Annotated in this window: 15 protein-coding genes; 4 read left to right on the top strand and 11 right to left on the bottom strand. The window is 44.6% G+C overall.

The window, feature by feature from the left end; translation table 11 throughout:
* Positions 1 to 13: 13 nt before the first annotated feature.
* The 4 genes from ACR64G_RS07225 to yajC form a co-directional block, all read right to left on the bottom strand.
* Complete coding sequence (locus tag ACR64G_RS07225) at positions 14 to 1432, bottom strand: MATE family efflux transporter (RefSeq protein ID WP_435978643.1); 1419 nt, start codon at positions 1430 to 1432, stop codon at positions 14 to 16.
* 227 nt (positions 1433 to 1659) lie between these two features.
* Positions 1660 to 2961: a protein translocase subunit SecF gene (gene secF, locus ACR64G_RS07220; protein WP_435978642.1), complete on the bottom strand. Its 1302-nt coding sequence runs from the start codon at positions 2959 to 2961 to the stop codon at positions 1660 to 1662.
* A 9-nt stretch (positions 2962 to 2970) separates the two neighbouring features.
* Positions 2971 to 4848, bottom strand: a complete 1878-nt coding sequence (gene secD, locus ACR64G_RS07215) for a protein translocase subunit SecD (protein ID WP_435978641.1) — start codon at positions 4846 to 4848, stop codon at positions 2971 to 2973.
* Positions 4849 to 5142: 294 nt separating this feature from the next.
* Entirely contained in the window at positions 5143 to 5475 is a 333-nt protein-coding gene (yajC, locus tag ACR64G_RS07210) for a preprotein translocase subunit YajC (RefSeq protein WP_435978640.1), read from the bottom strand.
* A 334-nt stretch (positions 5476 to 5809) separates the two neighbouring features.
* On the opposite strand from yajC, the gene ACR64G_RS07205 reads away from it, so the two are divergent.
* The 3 genes from ACR64G_RS07205 to ACR64G_RS07195 all read left to right on the top strand — a co-directional run bounded on the left by ACR64G_RS07205 (position 5810) and on the right by ACR64G_RS07195 (position 11351).
* Entirely contained in the window at positions 5810 to 7117 is a 1308-nt protein-coding gene (locus ACR64G_RS07205; protein WP_435978639.1) for a CNNM domain-containing protein, read from the top strand.
* Between the two features lie 392 nt (positions 7118 to 7509).
* Positions 7510 to 8004: a nuclear transport factor 2 family protein gene (locus tag ACR64G_RS07200; RefSeq protein ID WP_435978638.1), complete on the top strand. Its 495-nt coding sequence runs from the start codon at positions 7510 to 7512 to the stop codon at positions 8002 to 8004.
* A gap of 353 nt (positions 8005 to 8357) precedes the next feature.
* Positions 8358 to 11351 (top strand): LysM peptidoglycan-binding domain-containing protein, encoded by a 2994-nt coding sequence (locus ACR64G_RS07195; protein WP_435978637.1) that lies wholly within the window; start codon positions 8358 to 8360, stop codon positions 11349 to 11351.
* Positions 11352 to 11439: 88 nt separating this feature from the next.
* On the opposite strand, the gene ACR64G_RS07190 is transcribed toward ACR64G_RS07195, so the two are convergent.
* Both ACR64G_RS07190 and ACR64G_RS07185 read right to left on the bottom strand, forming a co-directional pair.
* Positions 11440 to 12648, bottom strand: a complete 1209-nt coding sequence (locus ACR64G_RS07190; RefSeq protein ID WP_435978636.1) for a transglycosylase SLT domain-containing protein — start codon at positions 12646 to 12648, stop codon at positions 11440 to 11442.
* Positions 12649 to 13456: 808 nt separating this feature from the next.
* Positions 13457 to 14263 carry a Nif3-like dinuclear metal center hexameric protein gene (locus tag ACR64G_RS07185; protein WP_435978635.1) on the bottom strand — a complete coding sequence of 269 codons (807 nt, stop codon included), beginning with the start codon at positions 14261 to 14263 and terminating at the stop codon, positions 13457 to 13459.
* Between the two features lie 240 nt (positions 14264 to 14503).
* Between ACR64G_RS07185 and ACR64G_RS07180 the strand changes: the two genes are divergently transcribed.
* Positions 14504 to 15820: a trypsin-like peptidase domain-containing protein gene (locus ACR64G_RS07180; protein WP_435978634.1), complete on the top strand. Its 1317-nt coding sequence runs from the start codon at positions 14504 to 14506 to the stop codon at positions 15818 to 15820.
* An 84-nt stretch (positions 15821 to 15904) separates the two neighbouring features.
* Here the strand turns inward: ACR64G_RS07180 and yfaE are convergent, their stop codons facing one another.
* The 5 genes from yfaE to nrdA form a co-directional block, all read right to left on the bottom strand.
* Complete coding sequence (gene yfaE, locus ACR64G_RS07175; protein ID WP_435978633.1) at positions 15905 to 16171, bottom strand: class I ribonucleotide reductase maintenance protein YfaE; 267 nt, start codon at positions 16169 to 16171, stop codon at positions 15905 to 15907.
* Positions 16172 to 16238: 67 nt separating this feature from the next.
* Positions 16239 to 17372, bottom strand: coding sequence for a class Ia ribonucleoside-diphosphate reductase subunit beta (gene nrdB / locus ACR64G_RS07170; RefSeq protein WP_435978632.1), 1134 nt, complete (start codon positions 17370 to 17372; stop codon positions 16239 to 16241).
* Between the two features lie 70 nt (positions 17373 to 17442).
* Positions 17443 to 17772, bottom strand: a complete 330-nt coding sequence (locus ACR64G_RS07165; protein ID WP_435978631.1) for a hypothetical protein — start codon at positions 17770 to 17772, stop codon at positions 17443 to 17445.
* A 521-nt stretch (positions 17773 to 18293) separates the two neighbouring features.
* A complete protein-coding gene (locus ACR64G_RS07160) occupies positions 18294 to 19289 on the bottom strand; it encodes a hypothetical protein (protein WP_435978630.1) in 996 nt (331 codons plus the stop codon).
* Positions 19290 to 19455: 166 nt separating this feature from the next.
* Positions 19456 to 21732 (bottom strand): class 1a ribonucleoside-diphosphate reductase subunit alpha, encoded by a 2277-nt coding sequence (gene nrdA / locus ACR64G_RS07155; RefSeq protein ID WP_435978629.1) that lies wholly within the window; start codon positions 21730 to 21732, stop codon positions 19456 to 19458.
* Positions 21733 to 22200 lie beyond the last annotated feature (468 nt).

The raw sequence follows: 22200 nt of genomic DNA, 5'->3' as shown, positions 1-22200 counted from the left end.
ACTTGTGATAAATTTAACGCTCTGGTTGTAGCTTCTCATAACTGCCACTAGCATGTGCACGAGACAAAAACCCACCAAGAATAATAACGCGCAATAATAGCAAAGCCCAGACACTCAGCCAAATACCCGTCATATCCCATTGCTGATAGAGCAGCCAGCTTAGCGGGAAAAAGATGACTGCTAAGATTAGCGCTGCATTTCGAATAACACTACCTGCCGTCAAGCCAAAAAAGATACCATCGAGCCAGTAAGCACCGACGCCAACCAGTGGCAGTAGCACCGCATAGATATGATAGTCATAAGCAAGAGCGAACACAGCATCGATATTGGTCATAAATGCTAGATAAGTGGGTATGATAAGCCACCATATTAGACTGAGCATCAAAGCTAAGCCGTAACTGACCACGCCTGTACGCTTGACGATAATGCGAAAGCTTCGCCAGTCACGTCTACCAGCTGCTTGACCGCTCAAGGTCTCAGCCGAGACCGCCACGCCATCTAAAGCAAAGGCTGAGATACTCAATACTTGTAATAAAATAGCGTTGGCTGCAAGTATCAAATCACCACTTTGCGCGGAAAGACGAGTCACCCAAGCAAAGCTTAGGGTCAAGATAAGCGTGCGAATAAAGATATCTTTATTCAAAGAAAATAGCCTAAGCATTTTATGTTTGGCAAAGTCTTGTGGATCAGCCCTGAATAAAGCCGACCAAGACAAGTGCAAATGGCGGCGGCTGAGCCATAATGCTAATACGACCCCCAGCCAAAAGGCAATCGTCGTTCCCAAAGCCACGCCGACCAAACCCATCTGTAAACCAAAGACAAAAAATAGCGTCAATACAATGTTGACGATAGCGATAAAACCTTGCTGATAAAGCATATATCGCGTTTTGCCTTGTCCTGCAAACCAGCCAATAAAGGCAAAGTTCATCAGCTCAGCGATTACGCCCCAAAAGCGTACGTCGAGATAGGTTTTTGCGGCAATGCCACTCGCAGGGTTTGCCGATAGCGCTTGCAAACCATAGTCGATAAGCCAAGGTTTTGCGATGAACAATAACGCACCAATGCCAAATGCCAGCAGCAAGGCTCGTTGTAAAATAGACAATAGCGGGCATGGTTGATGAGCAGTTGTCTGACTGTTCGATACCTCGTTATTAGCTTGCTGTCCAACCACTTGCGCGGAGAGACCAGAGGAGGCGTATTGCAAAAAGTTGAAGCTCACTAGTAGTAAAGACAACAGCTGTATCGCTAATCCCATACCTGCTAATTTGGCGGTATCGTTCATATTACCAACGATAGCAGTATCAATCACACTTTGTAGCGGCATCGCTAAATTAGCCAATAATACGGGCAAGGCTATCGCAATGATGTGCGCGTAGCGAGTATCAATAGGCTTAATATCAGGCGCGTGTTCGGCCTGCGAGGTTGTCGACATAGGAGAGTCACTTATACTTTGCGTATACGTATGGGGTTTAAGGGTTATAGCTAACATCAAAGCTAGATTAGTGGACTAGTATGTCTATTGCTCATACAGTATACAAAAATAAAAGCACCCAATACTCACGATTATGAGTCAGGTGCTTATTATTTAAATTTTACAGCTTGGTTAGGATTAGCTATAGCTGATCGTTTGAATAGCATTGACCAAGGTTTAACGACCCTTTAATCTTGTTCAAACATCTTTGGATCATTGAAGGTGACGATCTCTTCTTCAAATTCAGGTTTTACTTTTACGACAAAATCATCGCGCGATAGACCCATGCGTAACGGGATAGAGCTTGCGATATAAGTAGAGGAGTAAGTACCTGCCAGCAGACCGATAAATAGCGCCACTGAGAACCAATAGAGACCATCACCGCCTAAGAACATCATGGCAAGGACAACTAATAGCACCGTGGATATCGTCATGATAGTACGGCGTAGCGTCTCTGTAAGCGATAAATCAACAGTCTGATACGGCGTGATACCGCGTACGCGGCGAAAGTTCTCACGAATACGGTCATAGACGACGATCGTATCATTCAGTGAGTAACCGATCAAAGCTAGGATTGCTGCAAGCACCGTCAAATCAAAGGGTAGACCAAACAGCGCAAAGACGCCGATAGTCACCACCGCATCGTGAAATAGTGAGAGCACCGCGCCAAGTGATAGCTTAAACTGAAAGCGTAGTGCCACATAACCGAGCATACATAGCAGGGCTAGAGCTAGAGCCATAACTGAATTCAAATATACTTCGTTACCAACTTGGCTACCAATAATGTTGACATTACTGATCTCAGCGGTGTTATTAGGTAAGGCTAGCGCTTGAGTGAGGCCAGTGCTGAGTCCGTCAATATTATCAGATTGAGGCGGCAAACGTACGAGTAGCTCCTCGCGCGTTCCTAAGTACTGTACAACGGCATCATCAAAGCCACTGTCTGCTAATGCCTGCACCACATCGACCTGCTCAACAGGTTGCTCATAGCGGACATCAGCGGAGACGCCACCAGTAAAATCAAGCCCTAAGTTCAAGCCATTCACGGCGATGGCTATGATGCTAGCGATGACCATAAATAAAGACAAAAGCGCCATCGGCTTTTCTATCTTCATAAAGGGGATGATGCGCTGATTACCGACGGCTTTGATGCCGCCTTCTGCTTGCGCCGCTGCATCCTCAGCAGCACTATCATAAGCATTCATCGGCTCATCTTTAACAAGATCGGTCGTTGCTACAGGCGTCCCCGCTGTCAGCTCAGTACCAGTACGGCTTGATTTGCCTTTTTTCGATGATAGCTTATCATTTGGTGCGTTGCTTTTTTGGGTGTTACTCCCTTTACCGTCACGGCGCGGTTTGTTACGGTTGCGACGGCGGTTACTGGTGTTACTCGAATCGTTAGTTGAGCCATTACCTGAACCACCAGAGGCTGGTGTGTTTTTGTTCTCAAGATTTGCGTTATTTGGGTTATTATTATCATTAATCGCCATAATATTCTCCTAACCGATGCTCAGACGTTTGATTGATTTACGCTTGCCATAGGCAATTTGTACCAGCGCGCGCGTGACCAAAATCGCCGTAAATAGTGAGCTGACGATACCGATAGCTAAAGTGATGGCAAAGCCTTTGATAGGGCCTGTACCGATGGCGAATAGAATAAAAGCGACTAAGAGCGTCGTGATATTAGCATCAAAGATACTGCTAAAGGCGCGATCAAAACCTGCTACTATAGCGGATTTTGGCCGCACCCCGTTTGCTAGCTCCTCGCGTATACGCTCAAAGATTAGCACGTTGGCATCTACCGCCATACCGATAGTCAAGACGATACCAGCGATACCAGGCAAGGTCAGTGATGAGCCTAGTATTGACATAATAGCGATAATGATAATGACGTTAATCGCCAGCGCCACGTTAGCGATAACCCCAAACAGACGATAAAAGATAATCATAAATGCGAAGACTAACAGATAACCTACTTGCGTCGAGAACAGACCTTTTTCGATATTCTCTTGACCTAATGAGGGACCAATGGTGCGCTCTTCGACGAAGTACATCGGCGCCGCTAGTGCACCTGAGCGTAGTAGTAGTGCCAGCTCAGCCGCTTCTGCACTGCTATCAAGACCCGTAATACGGAATGATGAACCAAGAACGGCCTGAATATTGGCGCGGTTAATGACTTTAGTCTCAGCGTAAGGCGTACGTATCTCTACTGTTTCACCAGTCGCCGGATCTTCTTCATAAGTGATCCTTTGCTTGTTTTCAATAAACAAAACCGCCATCTGATCACCAACAGCGGTGCGCGTGGCATTTTGCATTAATCTGCCGCCCGCGCTATCCAAAGTAATACTAACCTCAGGCATACCGCTTTCATCAACACCCGTTTGTGCGTTAGTCACCTTGTCACCAGTTACGATGGCTTGACGCTCTAACAGTACGGGCGGACCATCTAAAGTCTCAAACGGAAAGGCTTCGGTACCTGCGGGCGGAATACCACCAGTAAAAGTTTCGCTACCTTCTGCGACTAGACGAAACTCAAGATTGGCTGTACGACCCAGGACACGTTTAGCTTCAGCAGTATCTTGAACACCAGGCAGCTCAACGACGATACGGCTAGCGCCTTGCGATTGAACCAGAGCTTCAGTTACGCCAAGCTCTGCAATTCGATTGCGCAAAGTCGTCAGGTTTTGATTGACCGCGTAGCTATTGATCTCATCTATGGTGGCATCGTTATATGCCATCACAAGGGCAGGGCCTTGCTCATCGATAGACGATTGCAAATTAAAGGTATTGCCCATCGAGCCTTGCAATATATTTTGCGCACGATTACGGCTGTCCGTATCCGCAAAATGTAGTACGATATTTAAGCCTTCTGTCTTGATACCGGTCACTGCTACGCGCTCAGCACGGAGCTCACGGCGCATATCACGGCTAGCACTCGTCAAGCGCTGCTCTAGAGCCTTATCCATATCGACTTCTAGTACGAATCGTACCCCGCCACGCAAATCCAGACCTAGTTTCATGGGCTTAGCACCGATGTCACGCAGCCATTGCGGCGTTGTCTGTGCCAAGTTAAGCGCCACGACATAATCTTCACTCAAATTTTGCTTGAGCACTTCTTGTGCTCGAAGCTGAGCATCTGGGTTATCGAGACGTACCAGTGCGCTATTACCCTCAAACGTACCATCGTGATAGTCGATACCAGCCGCCTCTAGCAAACTCTCAGACTCAGTCAAGATACCTTCAGACAGCTGAGTGCCCGCTGCTGCACTGGTAATCTGTACAGCAGGTTCGTCAGGGTAGAGGTTAGGGGCTGCATATAGACCGGCAATGATGAGCACGACGGTAATGACTAGGTATTTCCAAGCTGGATATTGCATAATCACTTCTTAAAGTTGATAAAGGTCTGACAACACAGGCCATAAGTTAGTAGATACGAGAGTGACGATAGCTAGATAGCTTATCTAAACGAGGATAATCCGGCTATCAATAGAGCACTGTAGCGCTCTATAGTGACTCACGTCTACTAGGACATACGTATAAAGCTTTAGAGACTACTCATTTGCCAAAGAGCAGAAAAGCGACCGCTCATGATAATCGGTCACTTCCATAAATAGGGAAATTGTAGATACTATAACTATAAGTGTAACTATCCACGACAATGACTGTGCAAGTTATACGCTCTCAATAGTGCCAACAGGTAGAACTGAAATCACAGACGCACGCTGCACTTTAACATCGGTGTTATTGTTCAAGCTCACGACAGCGTAATCCCCTTCTAAATGCTTAATGCGGCCCATAAGACCACCTGCAAAGATAATCTCGCTACCAACGGTCAAAGCGCTAACCATTGCACGGTGCTCCTTGGTACGCTTTGACTGCGGGCGAATAACCAAGAAGTAAAAAATAGCAAAAAAAGCAACGGGTAGTAGAATCTGACCAAATATCGAAGCACCACCAGTGGCGCCTGCATCAGCGGCATGAGCGGATTGAATAAAAAAGTCCATAATGTTTCTCGGTGATTGACTATCAAGGTAGATGTACGCTCATAAGATAGACGCACAATAATAAAATTAAACGCATAGTAACAAAAATTCTTTGACTTGGTAACTGTTTATAATAAGCTTGGCATAATTTTGCACGACTATGGCACTGTCATAGGGGTAATAGTAATGAGATTAAAAAGTTGTAAAGTGCTCACGCTCGCTATTGAATTTATATGCAGCAAGTACCATCAAAAGCAAGTACCCGTTATTGTGAAAAAACCCTATCAGTGCTACTATCGTTCGCATTTATTGCGATGAGCTATTCTTCTTTCTTTCTCTTTTTTAGGTTGCTAACTTGCCCACTATGTCTACGTTTACCTCCCATATCAGTCATCTGCAAACTTGCGACAATGACGCCCCTGAAGAACCTGAGCCGACAAACAGGCTCAAGCCTGTACTCTTAGGTCTTAAATTCTCTAAAAGAGCCTTGCTAACGTTCTTGTTCGTTATAGCGCCGCAGTCCGTATGGGCAGCAGCTGGTAGCGTTACTAGCGGTGCTGTGGCTGCAGACCCAACAGCATCAAACATCTTCTTACTCGTATTCTTCGTTGCTATTGCTATTGGTGTCTCTTTTGTCTGCTCACTTGCTGAATCGGCACTGCTTAGTATGACGCCCTCGTTTATCGCCGATGTACAAGAGCGCAATCCCAAAAAAGCGAAGATGCTCAAGCGCCTCAAGGTCGACAATATCGATCAGTCACTTGCCGCTATTTTGACTTTAAATACAGTCGCACATACGTTAGGTTCTATCGGTGCGGGTGCGCAGGCGACCATCGTATTTGGTAGTACGTGGTTCGGTCTGTTTTCTGGGATCATGACTTTGGCTATTTTGTTCTTATCAGAGATCATTCCAAAGACACTCGGCACAGTCTATTGGCGTCAACTGAGCGGTATAGTCGCGATATTTGTCCGCGGTATTATTGTTCTATTATATCCGCTGATATGGATATCAGAGCGTTTAACGAAGCTGCTGGTTCGCGGTAAAGAAGCCAATGTCTTTAGTCGCCGAGAGTTTGCAGCGCTGGCAAGTATCGGTGAAGAGTCGGGTCAAATTGATCCACTTGAGTCGCGAATTATTCGCAATCTATTAGCCTTTGGTGCGATCAAAGTTGAGGATATCATGACGCCGCGTTCGGTGATGCTCGCATTTGAGCAAAAAAAGACCGTCGCTGAGCTGCTCGTTGATAGACCAAAATTGACCTTTTCTCGTCTGCCTATTTACGATGAGGATTTGGATAACATCACAGGGTTTGTTCTAAAGACGGATATGTTGCTCGCTAAGGTCAATCATGCGATGCACAAGCCCCTAACGCAGTTCAAACGCGATATTACTTTTGTGTTCTCAAAAATGAAACTGTTCGATCTATTAGAGCTCATGCTCAAGAATCGTATTCATATTGCAGTCACAGTCGGCGAATACGGTGAAGTTAAAGGTCTTGTGACTTTAGAAGATGTATTTGAGACTTTGCTTGGTCTTGAAATTGTCGATGAGATCGATCGCGTAGAGGACATGCAAGCGTTAGCACGTCAAATGATGGACAGGCGAGTTGAGCGTTTGGGTATGAAAATCAGTGATGATGAGGTAGGTGACGATAGCTTTTGATAAGACGTAGTTTGATTGGCTTAGCTTATACTAGCTGCCCCTATTATGGCGATATATAGTCGATACTAAATAAAATGGATACGTTATTTAATAACGCGAAACTGGTATAAATCTTTCTGGCTTGCTGTGCCTACGCCGCCCGATGCTGCGAAAAATTCATCCCAGTCCTGCTATATCTTCTTTATATTGAACTAACTACATAGTCAGCATCGCTACAAACCACTGTCGTTAGGTCTTGACTTAATTTTATTGTATTAACCGTAAAGTTCTTGATTTTGCATATAATACATCTAAGAATTACACAGCCCGTTACACGACTGTGAGAATTTAATGCTAGGCTAAACTATTGATGCCTATAAGATAATATGAAGAAGAAAACACTAAGGATTACAATGAAAAAACTCTGGGGAAAAGGTCTATTGGCCTTATTAATTAAAAGCTCTAGTATTGTAGCAGTCGTAGCGGTAGCAACTACAATGAGCCTTAGCGCCCAAGCAGCAACGATGACTGAAGCTTTAGTACAGAACTATGCTTCAGCGATGAAAACGTCGGCCAATAACCAAAACATCGGTCAAGTATCTCGTTTAGTTGCTGATGATGCTTTGATTTCTTTATCTAGAAAAGGTAAATCGACTAGCTTAGATAAAGATGCTTATCTTAAACTACTACAGAATAGCTGGAACCAGACGTCAAACTACCGTTATGACATTACTATTGATAATATAGTGACTACTGGTGAGCAGGCGCGCGCCAATGTGACTACTACTGAAAGCTGGGTCAAAGACGGCAAAAATGTGTCTTTTGTGACCAACTCGCGTGTGACTTTAACCCTATCAACAGGTAATGCTCTGCTGCTACGAGCGGTCTCTCAAGTAACTATTGATTAGGGATTGGCAATTACCGATTAATAACTACGACTGTTTATGATTGCAACAGTATGTAATTACTGATTTTACTCATTGCTGATACGCAGATAGCCATTGACTGATGTTAATGGTTATTTTTATATCCGCAACGCTCTTTAAATTACTCATATCAATTTGTCAGTTATATTTGCCATTTTTTAGCCTAACATGCTATAAAGCTATTATCCGCTTGGGTTAACTGGTCATTGCGATTTAATGACTATTCTCAAAGTCTGATCACTATCTTTTATCTGATACTGGTTTTTAATCTGTATTGCATACTATACTGTCATTCTTCTTTATTTTTCTCTTATTGTTAGGAATCACCCCTTATCATGTCTACTGTGTCCTCAAAATCTCGCTCATTTATCGCTCTACCTTTGGCGCTTGTGGTATCGACTCTGCTGATAAGCGCCTGTAGTAATACCTCAACGGTTAAAAATACAGGATTAACAACTAAACCTGTTGTAAAAAGGCCTGCAGCACAGCCTACGGTCAATACAGCAGCGAGCAGCACTGATTATTCTACCGCGTATTTGGACGCTGAGAGTTTGGATGAGTTGGCGGACTTGCTAGAAGCTAGCGATATGACGATGGTTGAGGGTAACAAACTGGTCATCCAGCAGTATGGTGACTTGTGGAGTCGTCTACGTGCAGGCTACCGCATAAATAGAGGTCAGCCTGTGTTCAATCAGCGTATTGAGGCGCAAAAAGGATGGTTCACCAGTCGTCAAGATTACCTCAATCGTCTGACTGCGCGCTCAAGCCGCTATCTATATCACACGGTACGAGAAGCTGAGCGCCGCAACATTCCAACGGAGCTTGCACTACTACCGATCATTGAGAGCTCGTACGACCCAGGGGCGACCAGCAGTGCCGCTGCCGCTGGCATGTGGCAGTTTATTCCAAGTACCGGTCGTATTTATGGTCTTAATCAAAGCAGCACATATGATGGTCGCCGCGACGTTATCGAATCCACTCGCGCCGCTTATGACTTTTTGACCGCACTATACAATCAGTTTGGCAGCTGGGAGTTAGCACTCGCGTCTTATAACGCAGGGCCTGGTCGTATTCAAAAGGCTATTGATGCCAATGCTGCCCAAGGGTTACCAACGGACTACTGGTCACTAAGACTGCCTACTGAAACTATGAACTACGTACCGCGCTTCTTAGCTGTTGCCGAGATCGTCTCAAAACCTGAGCAGTACGGCGTCTACTTACCAGCTATTGCCAACCGTCAGCATTTTCGCAGTGTCCCTGTCAACTACGGGGTAAGCTTGGCGGAGGTCGCGCAAGTGACAGGCGTCAGTTACGATGAGCTGGAGCGTTTGAATACCGCGCTCATCTCAGGCCGTATTGATTCGTCAGGTCCGCAGCGTGTCGTCATTCCAAACGATGTCGATAGTAATATCGATGTTAGGCTTAGTACCCTTAGAGGTAATGGTAGTAGCAACGTCATTGCTGCAACGACGCCAGCAACACCAAGCTATAACAACCAGCCTTATACTAGCTCATCACTGCCTTCTACTGGCAGCGGTCTGGCAGATTACGCCGCAAGTGCTATCGTACCGCAGCAGACGACCAGTTATATCTCACCTACGACAACGCAAGCGGGCGGCTCTGTGTACAATAGTAATACCTCGCTGCGTACTGAGCCTGCCATTACGAGTAATGAGACCAAAAAGATTAATGCTGAATTGCAAAGTAGTAATAGCTTGCCGACGACTTCAGCCAAAATCACGAGTAACAATACTATCGTTCAAGAGCCACCTCTGACTAGAGAGGAGCGTGACTTTATCGCCAGTCAAATTCAAAGACAGACAAATGAGGTCAGCCAAGCGATTAGTCCTATCGATGGCAACATCAAGTTATCCGCGATACAAACGCAGCAGTCTATCTTGGAGGCTAGCGGCAAAGAGAAAAAGATTACCTTCTCATCAGGAGCGAGCTCTAAGCCTAGCAAGCCAAAACCCCAAGGAGAGCGTAGTACTTATACTGTTAAACGCGGTGATACGCTATCGAACATCGCAGGCCGCGCAGGACTAAACTGGCGCGATATCGCTGAATGGAACCAGATTGATTCAAGTGCTAATCTGTTATCAGGTAGCACTTTGTATCTATATGATGCCAAAACCATTGCACCTATTAGCAGCAGTGAGACTGCCAGTCAGCCTGAGAGCTACGTGGTACAAAGCGGCGATACACTCATAGGTACTGCCAATCGTTTTGATATGTCTGTGACTCAGTTAGCGACCTACAATAATCTAAGTAGCCGTGCTGATCTGCTCATAGGACAAAAGCTGTGGCTAGTACCTGACAAAGTCAAAGCGCCTGCAAGTACTCAAGCGGCGCCATCGACTCGATCTAGCGGCTCATCGAGTAGCAGCTCATCAAAGATACCTACCAAGAGCTATACGGTCAAATCAGGCGATGGTCTCATTGCTTTAGCGCGTCAGTTCAATATTCCGACCATGACTCTTGCTAATATAAATGGACTAAGTACTACAGACTCCCTATACGTCGGTCAAAAATTAGTCGTACCTGCTAGTGCCAATGTCAGTACTAGCAGCAAAAGTAGCGCTGCCAGTAGCCGTTCAGTTGCGACTAGCAACTACACCGTCAAATCAGGAGATACCTTGATTGGAATTGCTAATAGTCTAGAGGTTAGCGCCGCTGATATCGCTGCCGTAAACAGTAGTTTTGATTCGCGTGCACGCTTGCAACGCGGTCAGACGATCAAAGTTCCAGTATCAAAGGATAAGGTTGAGCGTCAATTAAACGATAAGCCTGTCAGCTATAAAGTCCAATCTGGCGATACCTTAACGGGTGTGGCTAGCCGTTACAATATCGGTCTGAGTGATTTGGCAGCCGCTAATAACCTGACAACGAGATCCAATCTAATCAGAGGGCGTACAATTACCATTCCAGCTACTGACAGTAGCTCGAAAAGTACGACTTCTAGTAGTAACAGCACTTCTAATAGCAGTGCTAGCACTAGTTCAACGACTAGCAGCGGCAAAAAGCTGGGTAACACTGAGAATTATAAAGTGCAATCAGGAGATGGTTTGATTGCTCTATCGCGTCGTTTTGGCGTATCAGTAGACGATCTTGCGGCGACTAACAACATTGCTAGTAACGCTCAGTTGCAGCGCGGGCAGACGATTAAAGTACCTAAAGTGATGGTCAGTTATACCGTTGGTTCAGGGGATAGTTTGATCGGTCTTGCACGCAAATATGGTGTATCGACACAAGAGCTTGCTGATATGAATGACATTGCAGCGGACACTATGCTACAGCGTGGACAGCGTTTGACAGTACCGAATCGTTAATCCTGATCATTAAATACAAGCATAAAAAAGCGGCTCTTATAAGAGCCGCTTTTTTATGTCCATTAGACCCATCCTAAACTATCTCAAGCTATACGGTTTGTGTCTTCAGGGTTTCAAGATAGCTTCTGATATTACTAACATAATGCATCGCCTGACCATAACGGCTGTTAGAGGCTCTATTTTCTGATAGATAAGCATAGACATTCGCCCAGCTCTTATCATCCACCCCTTGTGCGCGTAGTTCACGCTGGATACGTTTTACCGCATTTGGGCCCATGTTATAACCTGCGAGCGCAAACCAGATACGATCGTTCTTTGGTACATCAGCGAAATCTTCTTTGACTTGCTCCAGATAGCGCGCGCCGCCGCCAATACTCTGATACGGATCAACGCGGTCTGAGACGCCCATCGCTTTAGCTGTAGTATTGGTAAGCATCATGATACCACGTACACCCGTTGGTGATACTGCACTGGCATCCAAATGCGACTCTTGGTAGCCCATAGCGACGAGCAGCTCCCAATCATGATTATAGTTTTGGGCTTGTTGCTGAAAAGAGGATTGATAATCGGGCAAGGTCTCAGTTAAAGTCTTTTGGAAATGATTTTGGCTATAAGCGTCTTTGAGCAAGTTCTGATTATAAAATGCAGCTAGCTTTTGCGTATCATCGAGCTTGATGCTATCACACAAAAAGGTACTGGCCTTTTGTGATAAAGGATCGTCTGCGCCATTAAAGCTCCAACTCACCTTTGGATGTAAGCCATTGTCAGTTAGATTGCTATCGTAACCGCAACTTAGATTGACAGAGGAGACACCAAGCTGGCTTTTTAATTGCGTGCTCGCGGTCGTCAATGCCATATCAGCAGCACCTGAGCGAACGGCTTTTAGTGCTGCTTGCTCATTGGCATAAGCTTTTAGATTAACATCAACGCCTAGCTCGTCAGCATAACTGCGCACCAAATCATAGCCAAAACCATGCTGAAAACCATCGGTGGCAAAATAGGTACTATCACCTGGAACCGCCGCAATCGTTAGAGTTTGCTCAAGCATAACGTTATCGTATGCTGGAACAGTATTGTTCATAGTCGTCAAACTTTCGGCAGGCAAGGATAGCATAGCGATACCTGAGACTTGAACTAATTTTTTGGATTTTGCAAAACGACCTTTTGTAAGGGTAGGGCTTGATGGAACGAGGTTACTTCTAGTGATAAGCGTGCGCTTAGAAGGTTTTAGCAAATGCGATATACGGCGTTTAACCCCTTGCGTTGACACTTTGACACGATAAGTAATACGTTGCATGGATGTCTCCTGATTTTAGCCATCCTACTTATCCAAAACATATCAAATACACTCAAAAGTCTAAACTGATACGTTTTAAACTATGCCTAAGCCTATGATTGGCTAAGGTATCGTCTTGTTTTAATAGCGCGCTCGTTATACGTCAGTCATTAACTGACATCAGCGAGCAATCTATCTGTAAGCGTAGAGCCAAAGTATTAAATTAAGAAACTTACGCGCACAGCATTATGAAGGATAGTATTCAGATGATTCCTTCATCAAAACAGATTAAATGGCGCTATAAAACAGATAAGGTCATGAAAAAGTTATAAAACAACAGCAGATGCATCGATACAATAAATGAGTATTCAATGCAGGTTGTACGATGTCAAAACATACTAAGTATAAATGAGCAGTTTTGATAAGCTGTCATCTAGCGATATCAATAACGCAAAGAAGAGTAATCTTACTAGCTAAGACATTTCCCTAACTTACAAAGAATCTCATACTTTGCTATTGCCGCGATACCAAAAGTCCAAACACAGTATTTTAAACGCTACAAAGCGCAGTACCGTAGACTGATAGCACCATAACCGGAAGCTATAATAAATGGAATGTCTCATGACAAGACAGTCTTTTACATCCCATTACTATGAGGTTTTCATAGCTATTATTCAAGTAGGGTTAAGTAAAAGGCGATAAAACTTAATAATAGGGTAGTAAACGGTCAAAATCAGGGTCAGTTTTAGAGATAGTATAGTAGCTTACAATAGACATTTAGTAGGTTTTTATACCAATGTACTCATCAGTGTCCAATGAAACACTTAGACTAAGCAGGATTGTCTATATCTATGAATGTAACTGGCAGACCGAAATGTGTCGCTACCAGTTCTCCTAGAGCCTGAATACCACCGCGCTCAGTAGCATGATGACCACAAGCAAAATAATCGACACCAAGCTCACGCGCACTATGAGTGGTACGCTCCGATATCTCTCCTGAGATATAAGCATCGCATTGCATAATGGCGGCTTGCTCTATCATATCTTGCGCGCCACCTGTACAGATACCAACGCGTTCGATAAGCTTTGGCTCATGGTTTGGTTTACCCTCAACATCGTAATGACTTGCTATATGCAAAGGCGTCCGCTGTAGGGCTTTTTCGATGGTCGCTTTTAGATCGTCAGCAGTTTGCGGGGTGCAAGTGGCTATATTGCCAACAGGATGCGACTCATGAGGGTAGAGCGCACCGGTTATCGTTAGTCCGAATGCTTGTGCCAACATCGCGTTATTGCCAAGGGTAGGATGCGCGTCAAGCGGTAAATGATAGGCAATCAGAGAGATACCATGCTGCATGAGTTTACCGATACGTCGACCTTTCGTCCCTGTAATAGTCTCATCTTCGCCTTTCCAAAAATAGCCATGATGTACCATAATGGCATCGGCACCCGCCTCAATCGCGGCGTCAATGAGCGCTTCGCACGCGGTCACGCCAGTCACGATACGGGCTATAGGACGACCGCCATCCACTTGCAAACCATTTGGCGAGTAGTCTTTAAAAGCATCCGCTTGCAAGTAATTATCACAAAACTGCGTCAAAGTTTGAGCGGTGATAAGTAAGTCGCCTTTGATAGTCATTACTTGTCCTTGTTATAAGTCAATAAGTTGTATTTGTATCAGTGAAGTAGGTCGCTATATTACCATAGCACTTGTAAATGCATAGATAAGCACAATAACTGAAATGGTACAGGATACGTTACTATAATGGGTCAAGGAGCGCTATAATTCAGAGCTATCTTGGCATTGTCTATCCGTGCTCTTAACCATTATCTGTATTGAATTAACCATAGCTTATATCGAACATCAGAGGTCTTTTATATGTCATCGTCTCGTAATGTCAACAGCAAAAACAGCTTACTAAAATGGCTACCTTGGATATTGCTACTGATAGTAATCGCCGCGTTTGTTTGGTTGTTTACGAGTATGAGAACACCATCAGAGGCAACATGGGAGCCACCAAGAGCGCAGCCTATCGAGCAAACCGCATCTCCTATATTGGACACGCCTGTTCCGGTGTCGTCGTACCATGACGCGGTCGCGCGCGCGTCGCAATCGGTAGTCAATATCTATACCACCCAAACGATGGCAGAGCATCCCTATATAGATGATCCTGTGCTACGCCGTTTTTTTGAAAATCAAGGTGATCAGCAGGGACCAGCCGCCACCAACTTAGGTTCTGGCGTGATTGTATCAGCAGATGGCTATATTGTGACCAATGCTCACGTAGTCGAAAAAGCCGATGAGATAACCGTCGCTTTTAGTGATGGGAGCAAAAGCCGAGCCAAAGTTATCGGCACTGATCCTGACAGTGATCTAGCAGTCATTCGGGTTGATATAACGGGGCTGACACCATTAGGATTTCGTGAAGAGCCTATCCGTGTTGGCGATCTGGCCCTTGCAATCGGCAATCCATTTGGGGTGGGTCAGACGGTGACCCAAGGTATTATCTCGGCCACAGGTCGTACTGGTCTTGGCGTCAATAAGTTTGAGGACTTTATCCAGACAGACGCGGCGATCAACCCAGGTAATTCAGGTGGAGCACTCGTCGATGCACGCGGTGAGCTGGTCGGTATCAATACCGTGATCTTCTCCCGTTCTGGTGGCTCGATGGGTATTGGCTTCGCTATTCCAACGGCACTCGTTGAGCAGGTGATGAATGCGCTGATCAAAGACGGACGCGTCAGTCGTGGCTGGCTAGGTATCGAGATTCAGTCGCAGCTACGTGATCCCACTCAGCTTGAAACCACAACAGGGGTTGAGGTATTGAGCGTCGTACCACAAGGACCTGCTGCCAAGAGTGGTTTGCAAATTGGCGATGTGATCTTAACGATTGATGGCGTTGAGATGACTGATGCTAATACGCTCATCCAGTATGTAGCACGCAAACCGCCAAACACTGCGCTAAAGACACAAATACTGCGCCGCGGCAAAAACGCTGAAGTCGAGATCGTCTTAGAAGAGCGTCCAGTACAAGAAGCCGTACAGCGCCCCGTTGCGATGCAACAAGAGGGCCTCGGTGGTATCAATCCACACCTGCAAGATAATGGCGATACACCAATGATGTCAGAGGCCGAACGCGACCGTATGCGTGAGGAGCTGATGAAACTCTTTGAGCAAGACGCTGCCGCTCAGTAAGTCTTAATTGGTAAACCACAAAAAACGCGCTGTCCTGATTAGGACAGCGCGTTTTTTAACGATTTTAACAAGGATATTTAGTGTTTACCTGTCAATGAACTCATGACTAATATGGATGACGCCTTGTACCGTACAACAGCAAGGCAAAATCTCATTATCTTCAACCATTGCAAGGGGTGCAAAGGGGTAGCTGACCTCATGCGAGCTTGAGACTTTTCGAACTCGGCAACTACCACAATAGCCCTCCTTACACTGAAAGTTAACCTCGTGACCAGTACGTAATAGCCCATCGAGCAGACTCTCGTCAGCATGCAAGTAGAACTGTTTTTTACTCGTCTTTACCCATGTCATAATAAATTCCGTACTGCTCAGTGCTCATTCAATCTCTGATACTAAGTCCCAGTATTAGAGCTCAGTATTAAAGTTCAAAGTCGTCAAAATCACTCTCTGACAAGTCCGAATCAATCTGACCAACGAGGTATGAGCTGATCTCCGTCTCTTGCGGTGCAACTTGTACGTTATCGGAGGACAGCCACGTATTGATCCAAGGAATCGGATTAGACTTCGAGTTCGGGAACGCTGATGGCAAGCCAACCGCTTCCATACGTAAGTTAGTGATATATTCGATATACTGACACAGAATGTCTTTATTCAGACCGATCATCGAACCATCTTTGAATAGATATCCCGCCCACTCCTTTTCTTGTTCAGCCGCTTTGCGGAAAATCTCGATGCCTTGCTCATGACACTCAGCGGCGATCTCGACCATCTCAGGATCATCTTTGCCATGACGCATGAGGTTGAGCATGTGCTGCGTACCCGTTAGATGTAGCGCCTCATCACGAGCAATGAGTTTGATAATCTTGGCGTTACCTTCCATCAGCTTACGCTCAGCAAAGGCGAACGAGCAGGCGAACGACACATAAAAGCGAATCGCCTCCAAGACATTGACCGCCATGATACAGATATACAGCTGCTTTTTGAGTGAGCGCAAATCAACGGTAATCTCTTCGCCATTGACATTATGCGTACCCGCCCCGTATAGACTATAGAGCTGCGAGTTGCGATACAGCTCATCATAGTAGCCTGCGATGTCCGAGGCGCGCTCCAAGATATGCTCGTTTTGCATAATATCATCGAACACAATACCCGGATCATTGACGATATTACGAATGATATGGGTATAGCTGCGCGAGTGAATAGTCTCGCTAAATGACCACGTCTCAATCCACGTCTCAAGCTCAGGGATAGATACCAGTGGCAGCAGTACAATATTAGGGCTACGACCTTGGATCGAGTCGAGTAGGGTCTGATACTTAAGGTTACTAATGAAAATATGCTGCTCATGCGAGGACAGATTGCCATAATCGATACGATCTTTTGAGACATCAACCTCTTCAGGACGCCAAAAAAACGACAGCTGCTTTTCAATCAATTGCTCAAAAATCGGATGCTTTTGCTGGTCATAACGGGCAATATTGACCGGCTGACCAAAGAACATTGGCTCGGTGAGCGCATTATTTGGCGTTTGATTAAAGATTGAATACGTCATGGGACTGCCTTTAGTGGTTATGCGGTTATTAATGTTTAGGTGCGATACGTCATAAATGCTATAGAGCGACCTATGATGATTCTGATTCGTCATTCATGTAGGCTTTTATAATCTCACTTAGCTCCATATCATTGAGTCCTTGTAGCTCACCGATATCGCCTTTACCAAGCATACTGGTTTCAGTATCTTGCGTTTGTTTCGATGTGGCTTTTTTTGGTGGTTTCTTTGGCGCTCTTTTTACCGTTTTTGTCTCTTTGGGTGCGTCAGTTATCTCAAGTTGTTCGCGTACCTCGTCCAGATCTAGCTCCACTTGTACGATATGCGAGCTGCCATCGTCTAGGTCTGAAAATACATTAGGGATAAAGAGCCCACCGTCTTTGATGATTGCGGTATATGCCATGTCTACAGCCTCCGCTGTCTGTGGTTCTATATTTTTATTATAGCGTTAAAGCTTGAGTCTCTGTGTATCATCGTATGGTTATTGGGTAGCTCATCCCGCCTACCGCTTGTATCTGCCTAGCCGCTGGCGTGCAGTCTATTGTGTCTGGTCGCATTCCTGTTGCCTCGATACTACGACCAGCCACAGCCTGCATCGCCATCAGCGTTGGCAGGATACCGCTACAGTCGGAGCTAAAAAGCCTAGTTTGAGCACCATTCGCACTTCTTGAACACTTTATTATATAAGCGTAATTTGTAGGGTGTGCCTCGCGCACCATCGTACTTAACTTTGATATCTTCGGTGCGCTGGCCGCACCCCACAACCCTTATCACTATTGCTATTGCTATTTGGGCGTAGGGTGGGTTAGTTTTATCAAATTCTCGTAGAGAATTTGATAAAACTAACCCACCGTTTGTATCATTTTTAAATATCCATGGTGGGTTACGCTTTGGCTAACCCACCCTACAGCTCTAAGCATATCATCAAAATAGTATAGAAACTTTCGAACTAATAATACCTAAAATAACAGTTAAACATAACTGAAAGAAAATCTTTAGATAAGTTTTCCTTCTTTTATAGGAAGAGTTGGCTATTAGTTTGGAGTCCCCTTTATTTAGATCTAAATAAGAATCCTGTTGAAAGCTATCTAAGTATCTTTCAATTTTTCTGCCAATCATAAATGCTAGTTTTATTAGTATGAAAAAAGCTACCAAAGAGTATAAAAAGAATTGTCCCCAATCTCTATTAAAGTAGTCTGGTAACGTACCTATATAAATATCATAATAAAATACACAAACAATTATAATAGCTAGCTGAATTATTCTTGGGATGTAATGAGAAAGAGATTGCGCCCGTATTAGTATCTTATTACTAGGATTTGTAGGGCAACCAGTAATCCATTCGTCGAAAGAATGAAGATAGGTACTTGCAACTAAGTAATCTACATATTCAACATTAATTTCAGCAGTATCAGAAGTAAATGCATTTATCAAACCCTGAGGTATAAATCTAGGTTTTTTCTCTTCTAAAGATTCAATAATAGAAAGCCTAGATGATAATTTTATTGTTATTACATACTCTTGAGGTGCTGAAGTACCAGCTAGTAAAAGTGAAAAGTTATACTTAAGTATCAAGCTTACTGTTGGTTTTGTATTGCTGGAATTATATTTTTCAAATCTTGCGAAGGAAGTAAAGATTTCCTTTCTATCACCAGCATAGAATATAGTGATAGTTTCATTTTGTGCTAAAATTTCATGAATATCTTTTATTTGTAGTATTTTTATGTGCAGTTGTTTGACTTCTTCGAAGCTAACTAGAAGGTTGTCATCGTAGGTTTTTGATATCTTTTCAGTTCTACCAGTAATTTGATGATAAATGTCCTGATATATTTTGGGAGTAATTATGCTTGTTGTATTTACTACTTCAATACCTTGTTTTTTCGGACTGTTTTCATTTAAATTGTTAAAGCTAGCAACCATAGAAGAATTCCTTTTGAAAACTAAGTCGTTAGATTGATTGTTTCTTTACAGTTGGCTCATAAATTAGTCTTATGCTTTGAGAAGACATTTATTGATAGTGGTGATTTATATATATTTAACACACTTCTTCAATGTTGAAGTGTGTCCTCACTAGTTGCTAAAAAACCTAAATCTTACAAGCACCGCCAGCACAATCATCTTCCATATCCGCTTGCGCATCATTCGCACCATCACGGGTATTGTGATAATACAACGTCTTCACCCCAAGCTTATAGGCGTTGAGTAAATCCTTGAGCAATATCTTCATCGGCACACGACCGCCTTCATAACGAACCGGATCGTAGTTGGTATTGGCTGAGATACTTTGGTCAACGAACTTCTGCATGATAGCGACGAGTTTGAGATAGCCGTCATTATTCGGCATTTGCCACAGTAGCTCGTATTGACCGCGTAGCTTTTCGATCTCAGGCACGACTTGCTTGAGGATGCCATCCTTCGACGCTTTGATAGAGACCAGGCCGCGTGGTGGCTCGATACCGTTGGTCGCGTTGGCGATCTGACTGGAGGTTTCAGACGGCATCAGCGCGGTTAGGGTAGAGTTACGCAGACCGTGTTCGGTAATCTCAGTCCGTAGCGTTTCCCAATCGAGATGTAGTGGCTCTTGGCAGATCTTATCCAAGTCCTTTTTATAAGTATCAATCGGCAAGATACCTTGCGAGTACGTCGTCTCATTAAAGGCAGGGCACGCGCCTTGTTCTTTCGCTAGTTTGTTTGACGCTTTTAACAGATAGTACTGTAATGCTTCAAAGGTTTGATGGGTGAGACCCAATGCCGAGTCGTCGGAATAGCGCACGCCATTCTTGGCTAAGTAATAGGCATAGTTAATGACGCCAACACCGAGCGTACGGCGACGCATACTGCCATTATGAGCCGCTTTAACTGGATAGTCTTGATAGTCGAGTAGGGCATCAAGCGCACGAACGATCAACTCGGCAGGCTCTTCGATGTCGCTGACGTTATCGACTTTACCTAGATTGACCGCAGATAGCGTACACAGGGCGATTTCGCCTGCTTCGTCATTGATGTTATCAAGCGGTTTGGTCGGTAAAGCGATTTCCATACATAGATTGGACTGGCGAATTGGCGCAACCGTCGCATCAAACGGGCTATGGGTGTTGCAATGATCGACGTTTTGAATATAGATACGACCCGTGCTGGCGCGCTCTTGCATCATCAAGCTAAATAGTTCTGACGCAGGAATTTTGCGCTGACGAATAGACTCGTCTTGCTCGTATTTGGTATACAACGCTTCGAATTTGTCTTGATCTTCAAAGAATGCATCATACAAGCCTGGCGTATCGCCTGGGGAGAATATCGTGATGTCTTCGCCTTTGATTAAGCGCGTATATAAAGTTTTATTAATCTGTACGCCGTAATCCATATGACGTACGCGGTTATCTTCAACGCCGCGATTATTTTTGAGGACGAGTAACGATTCCACTTCTAAATGCCATAATGGATAAAAGAGGGTCGCAGCCCCACCACGCACGCCACCTTGTGAACAGCATTTCACTGCTGTTTGGAATAGCTTATAGAAGGGGATACAGCCCGTATGTTGCGCTTCACCGCCACGGATTGGGCTACCAAGGGCACGGATACGACCGGCGTTGATGCCGATACCTGCGCGCTGTGACACATAACGCACGATAGCGCTGGTGGTGGCATTAATAGAGTCTAGGCTATCACCACATTCGATCAGTACGCAGGAGCTAAACTGACGCGATGGCGTACGCACACCGGACATGATTGGTGTCGGTAGTGAGATTTTGAACTGTGAGGTGGCATCATAAAAGCGTTTGACGTAGCTTAATCGCTCAGCTTTGTCATAATTGGCAAATAGACACATACCGACCAGCATATACAGAAACTGCGGACTCTCAAAAACGGTTTTGGAGACGCGATCTTGCACGAGGTATTTGCCCGCCATTTGCTCAACAGCAGCGTAGGCGAGGTTCATATCGCGCCAGTGATCCATGTAGTCTTCTAACTCATCGAATTCGCTGCGGCTATAATCGGCTAGGATATGCTCATCGTACTTGCCTGCATTGGTAAGCGTGGTCACATGATCAAAGAGGTGTGGCGGCTCAAATTGATTGTAGGCGATTTTGCGTAGATGAAAGACGGCAAGGCGAGCAGCAAGGTATTGATAATCAGGCGTCTCCTCTGAGATCAGATCAGCGGCAGATTTGATGATCGTCTCGTGAATGTCGCGCGTTTTGATGCCTTCATAGAACTGAATGTGTGATTTGAGCTCAACTTGTGACACTGACACATTATCCAAATCTGCGGCTGCCCACTCAATCACCTTATGAATTTTATCTAAATCAATAGGTTCTAAGCGTCCGTCGCGTTTGGTTACTTTTATCGTATCGATATGTGTCATGTTGTCCCTCATTTAATGTTGTTATCTGCCAAAATCTTAGCGATTGTTTTTATAGTACGACATGTAGTCTTGAACATTCATCGTTCCAAACATTACGCATACCGTGCACTTTTTTTGAGCCAAACGATACCGTAGCCCTAGTGACAAGAAAATTCACCGAGCACTACATATAGCGTGTTTGTTGTTAAGTAGGCACAATATAGCCCGAATATTTTGAAAATACTATATTGATTTTAGGATTTATTTATGTTGTGACGACAGTAAAGAGGTGCGATTTTGACGCAAAGGGTGATGTGGCAAGGGGTAGGAGAATTTAAGATTATTTATAAAATTTTTGTAAAAATGAAATTATTTATCTATTTATAAAATAGGCATAAGTACACTCAAATTTTGCGCTCAGATTATGGATTTGGCACAAAGATGATCATAAAAAATCGCTACTCTATAAAAGGTAGCGATTAGAGTGAA

It is taken from the genome of Psychrobacter sp. DM4 (genome assembly GCF_051307035.1).
In the GTDB taxonomy this organism is placed as follows: Bacteria; Pseudomonadota; Gammaproteobacteria; order Pseudomonadales; family Moraxellaceae; genus Psychrobacter.
Note: the sequence above shows the minus strand (reverse complement) of the source record. Positions and strands in the feature narration are given on the sequence as shown.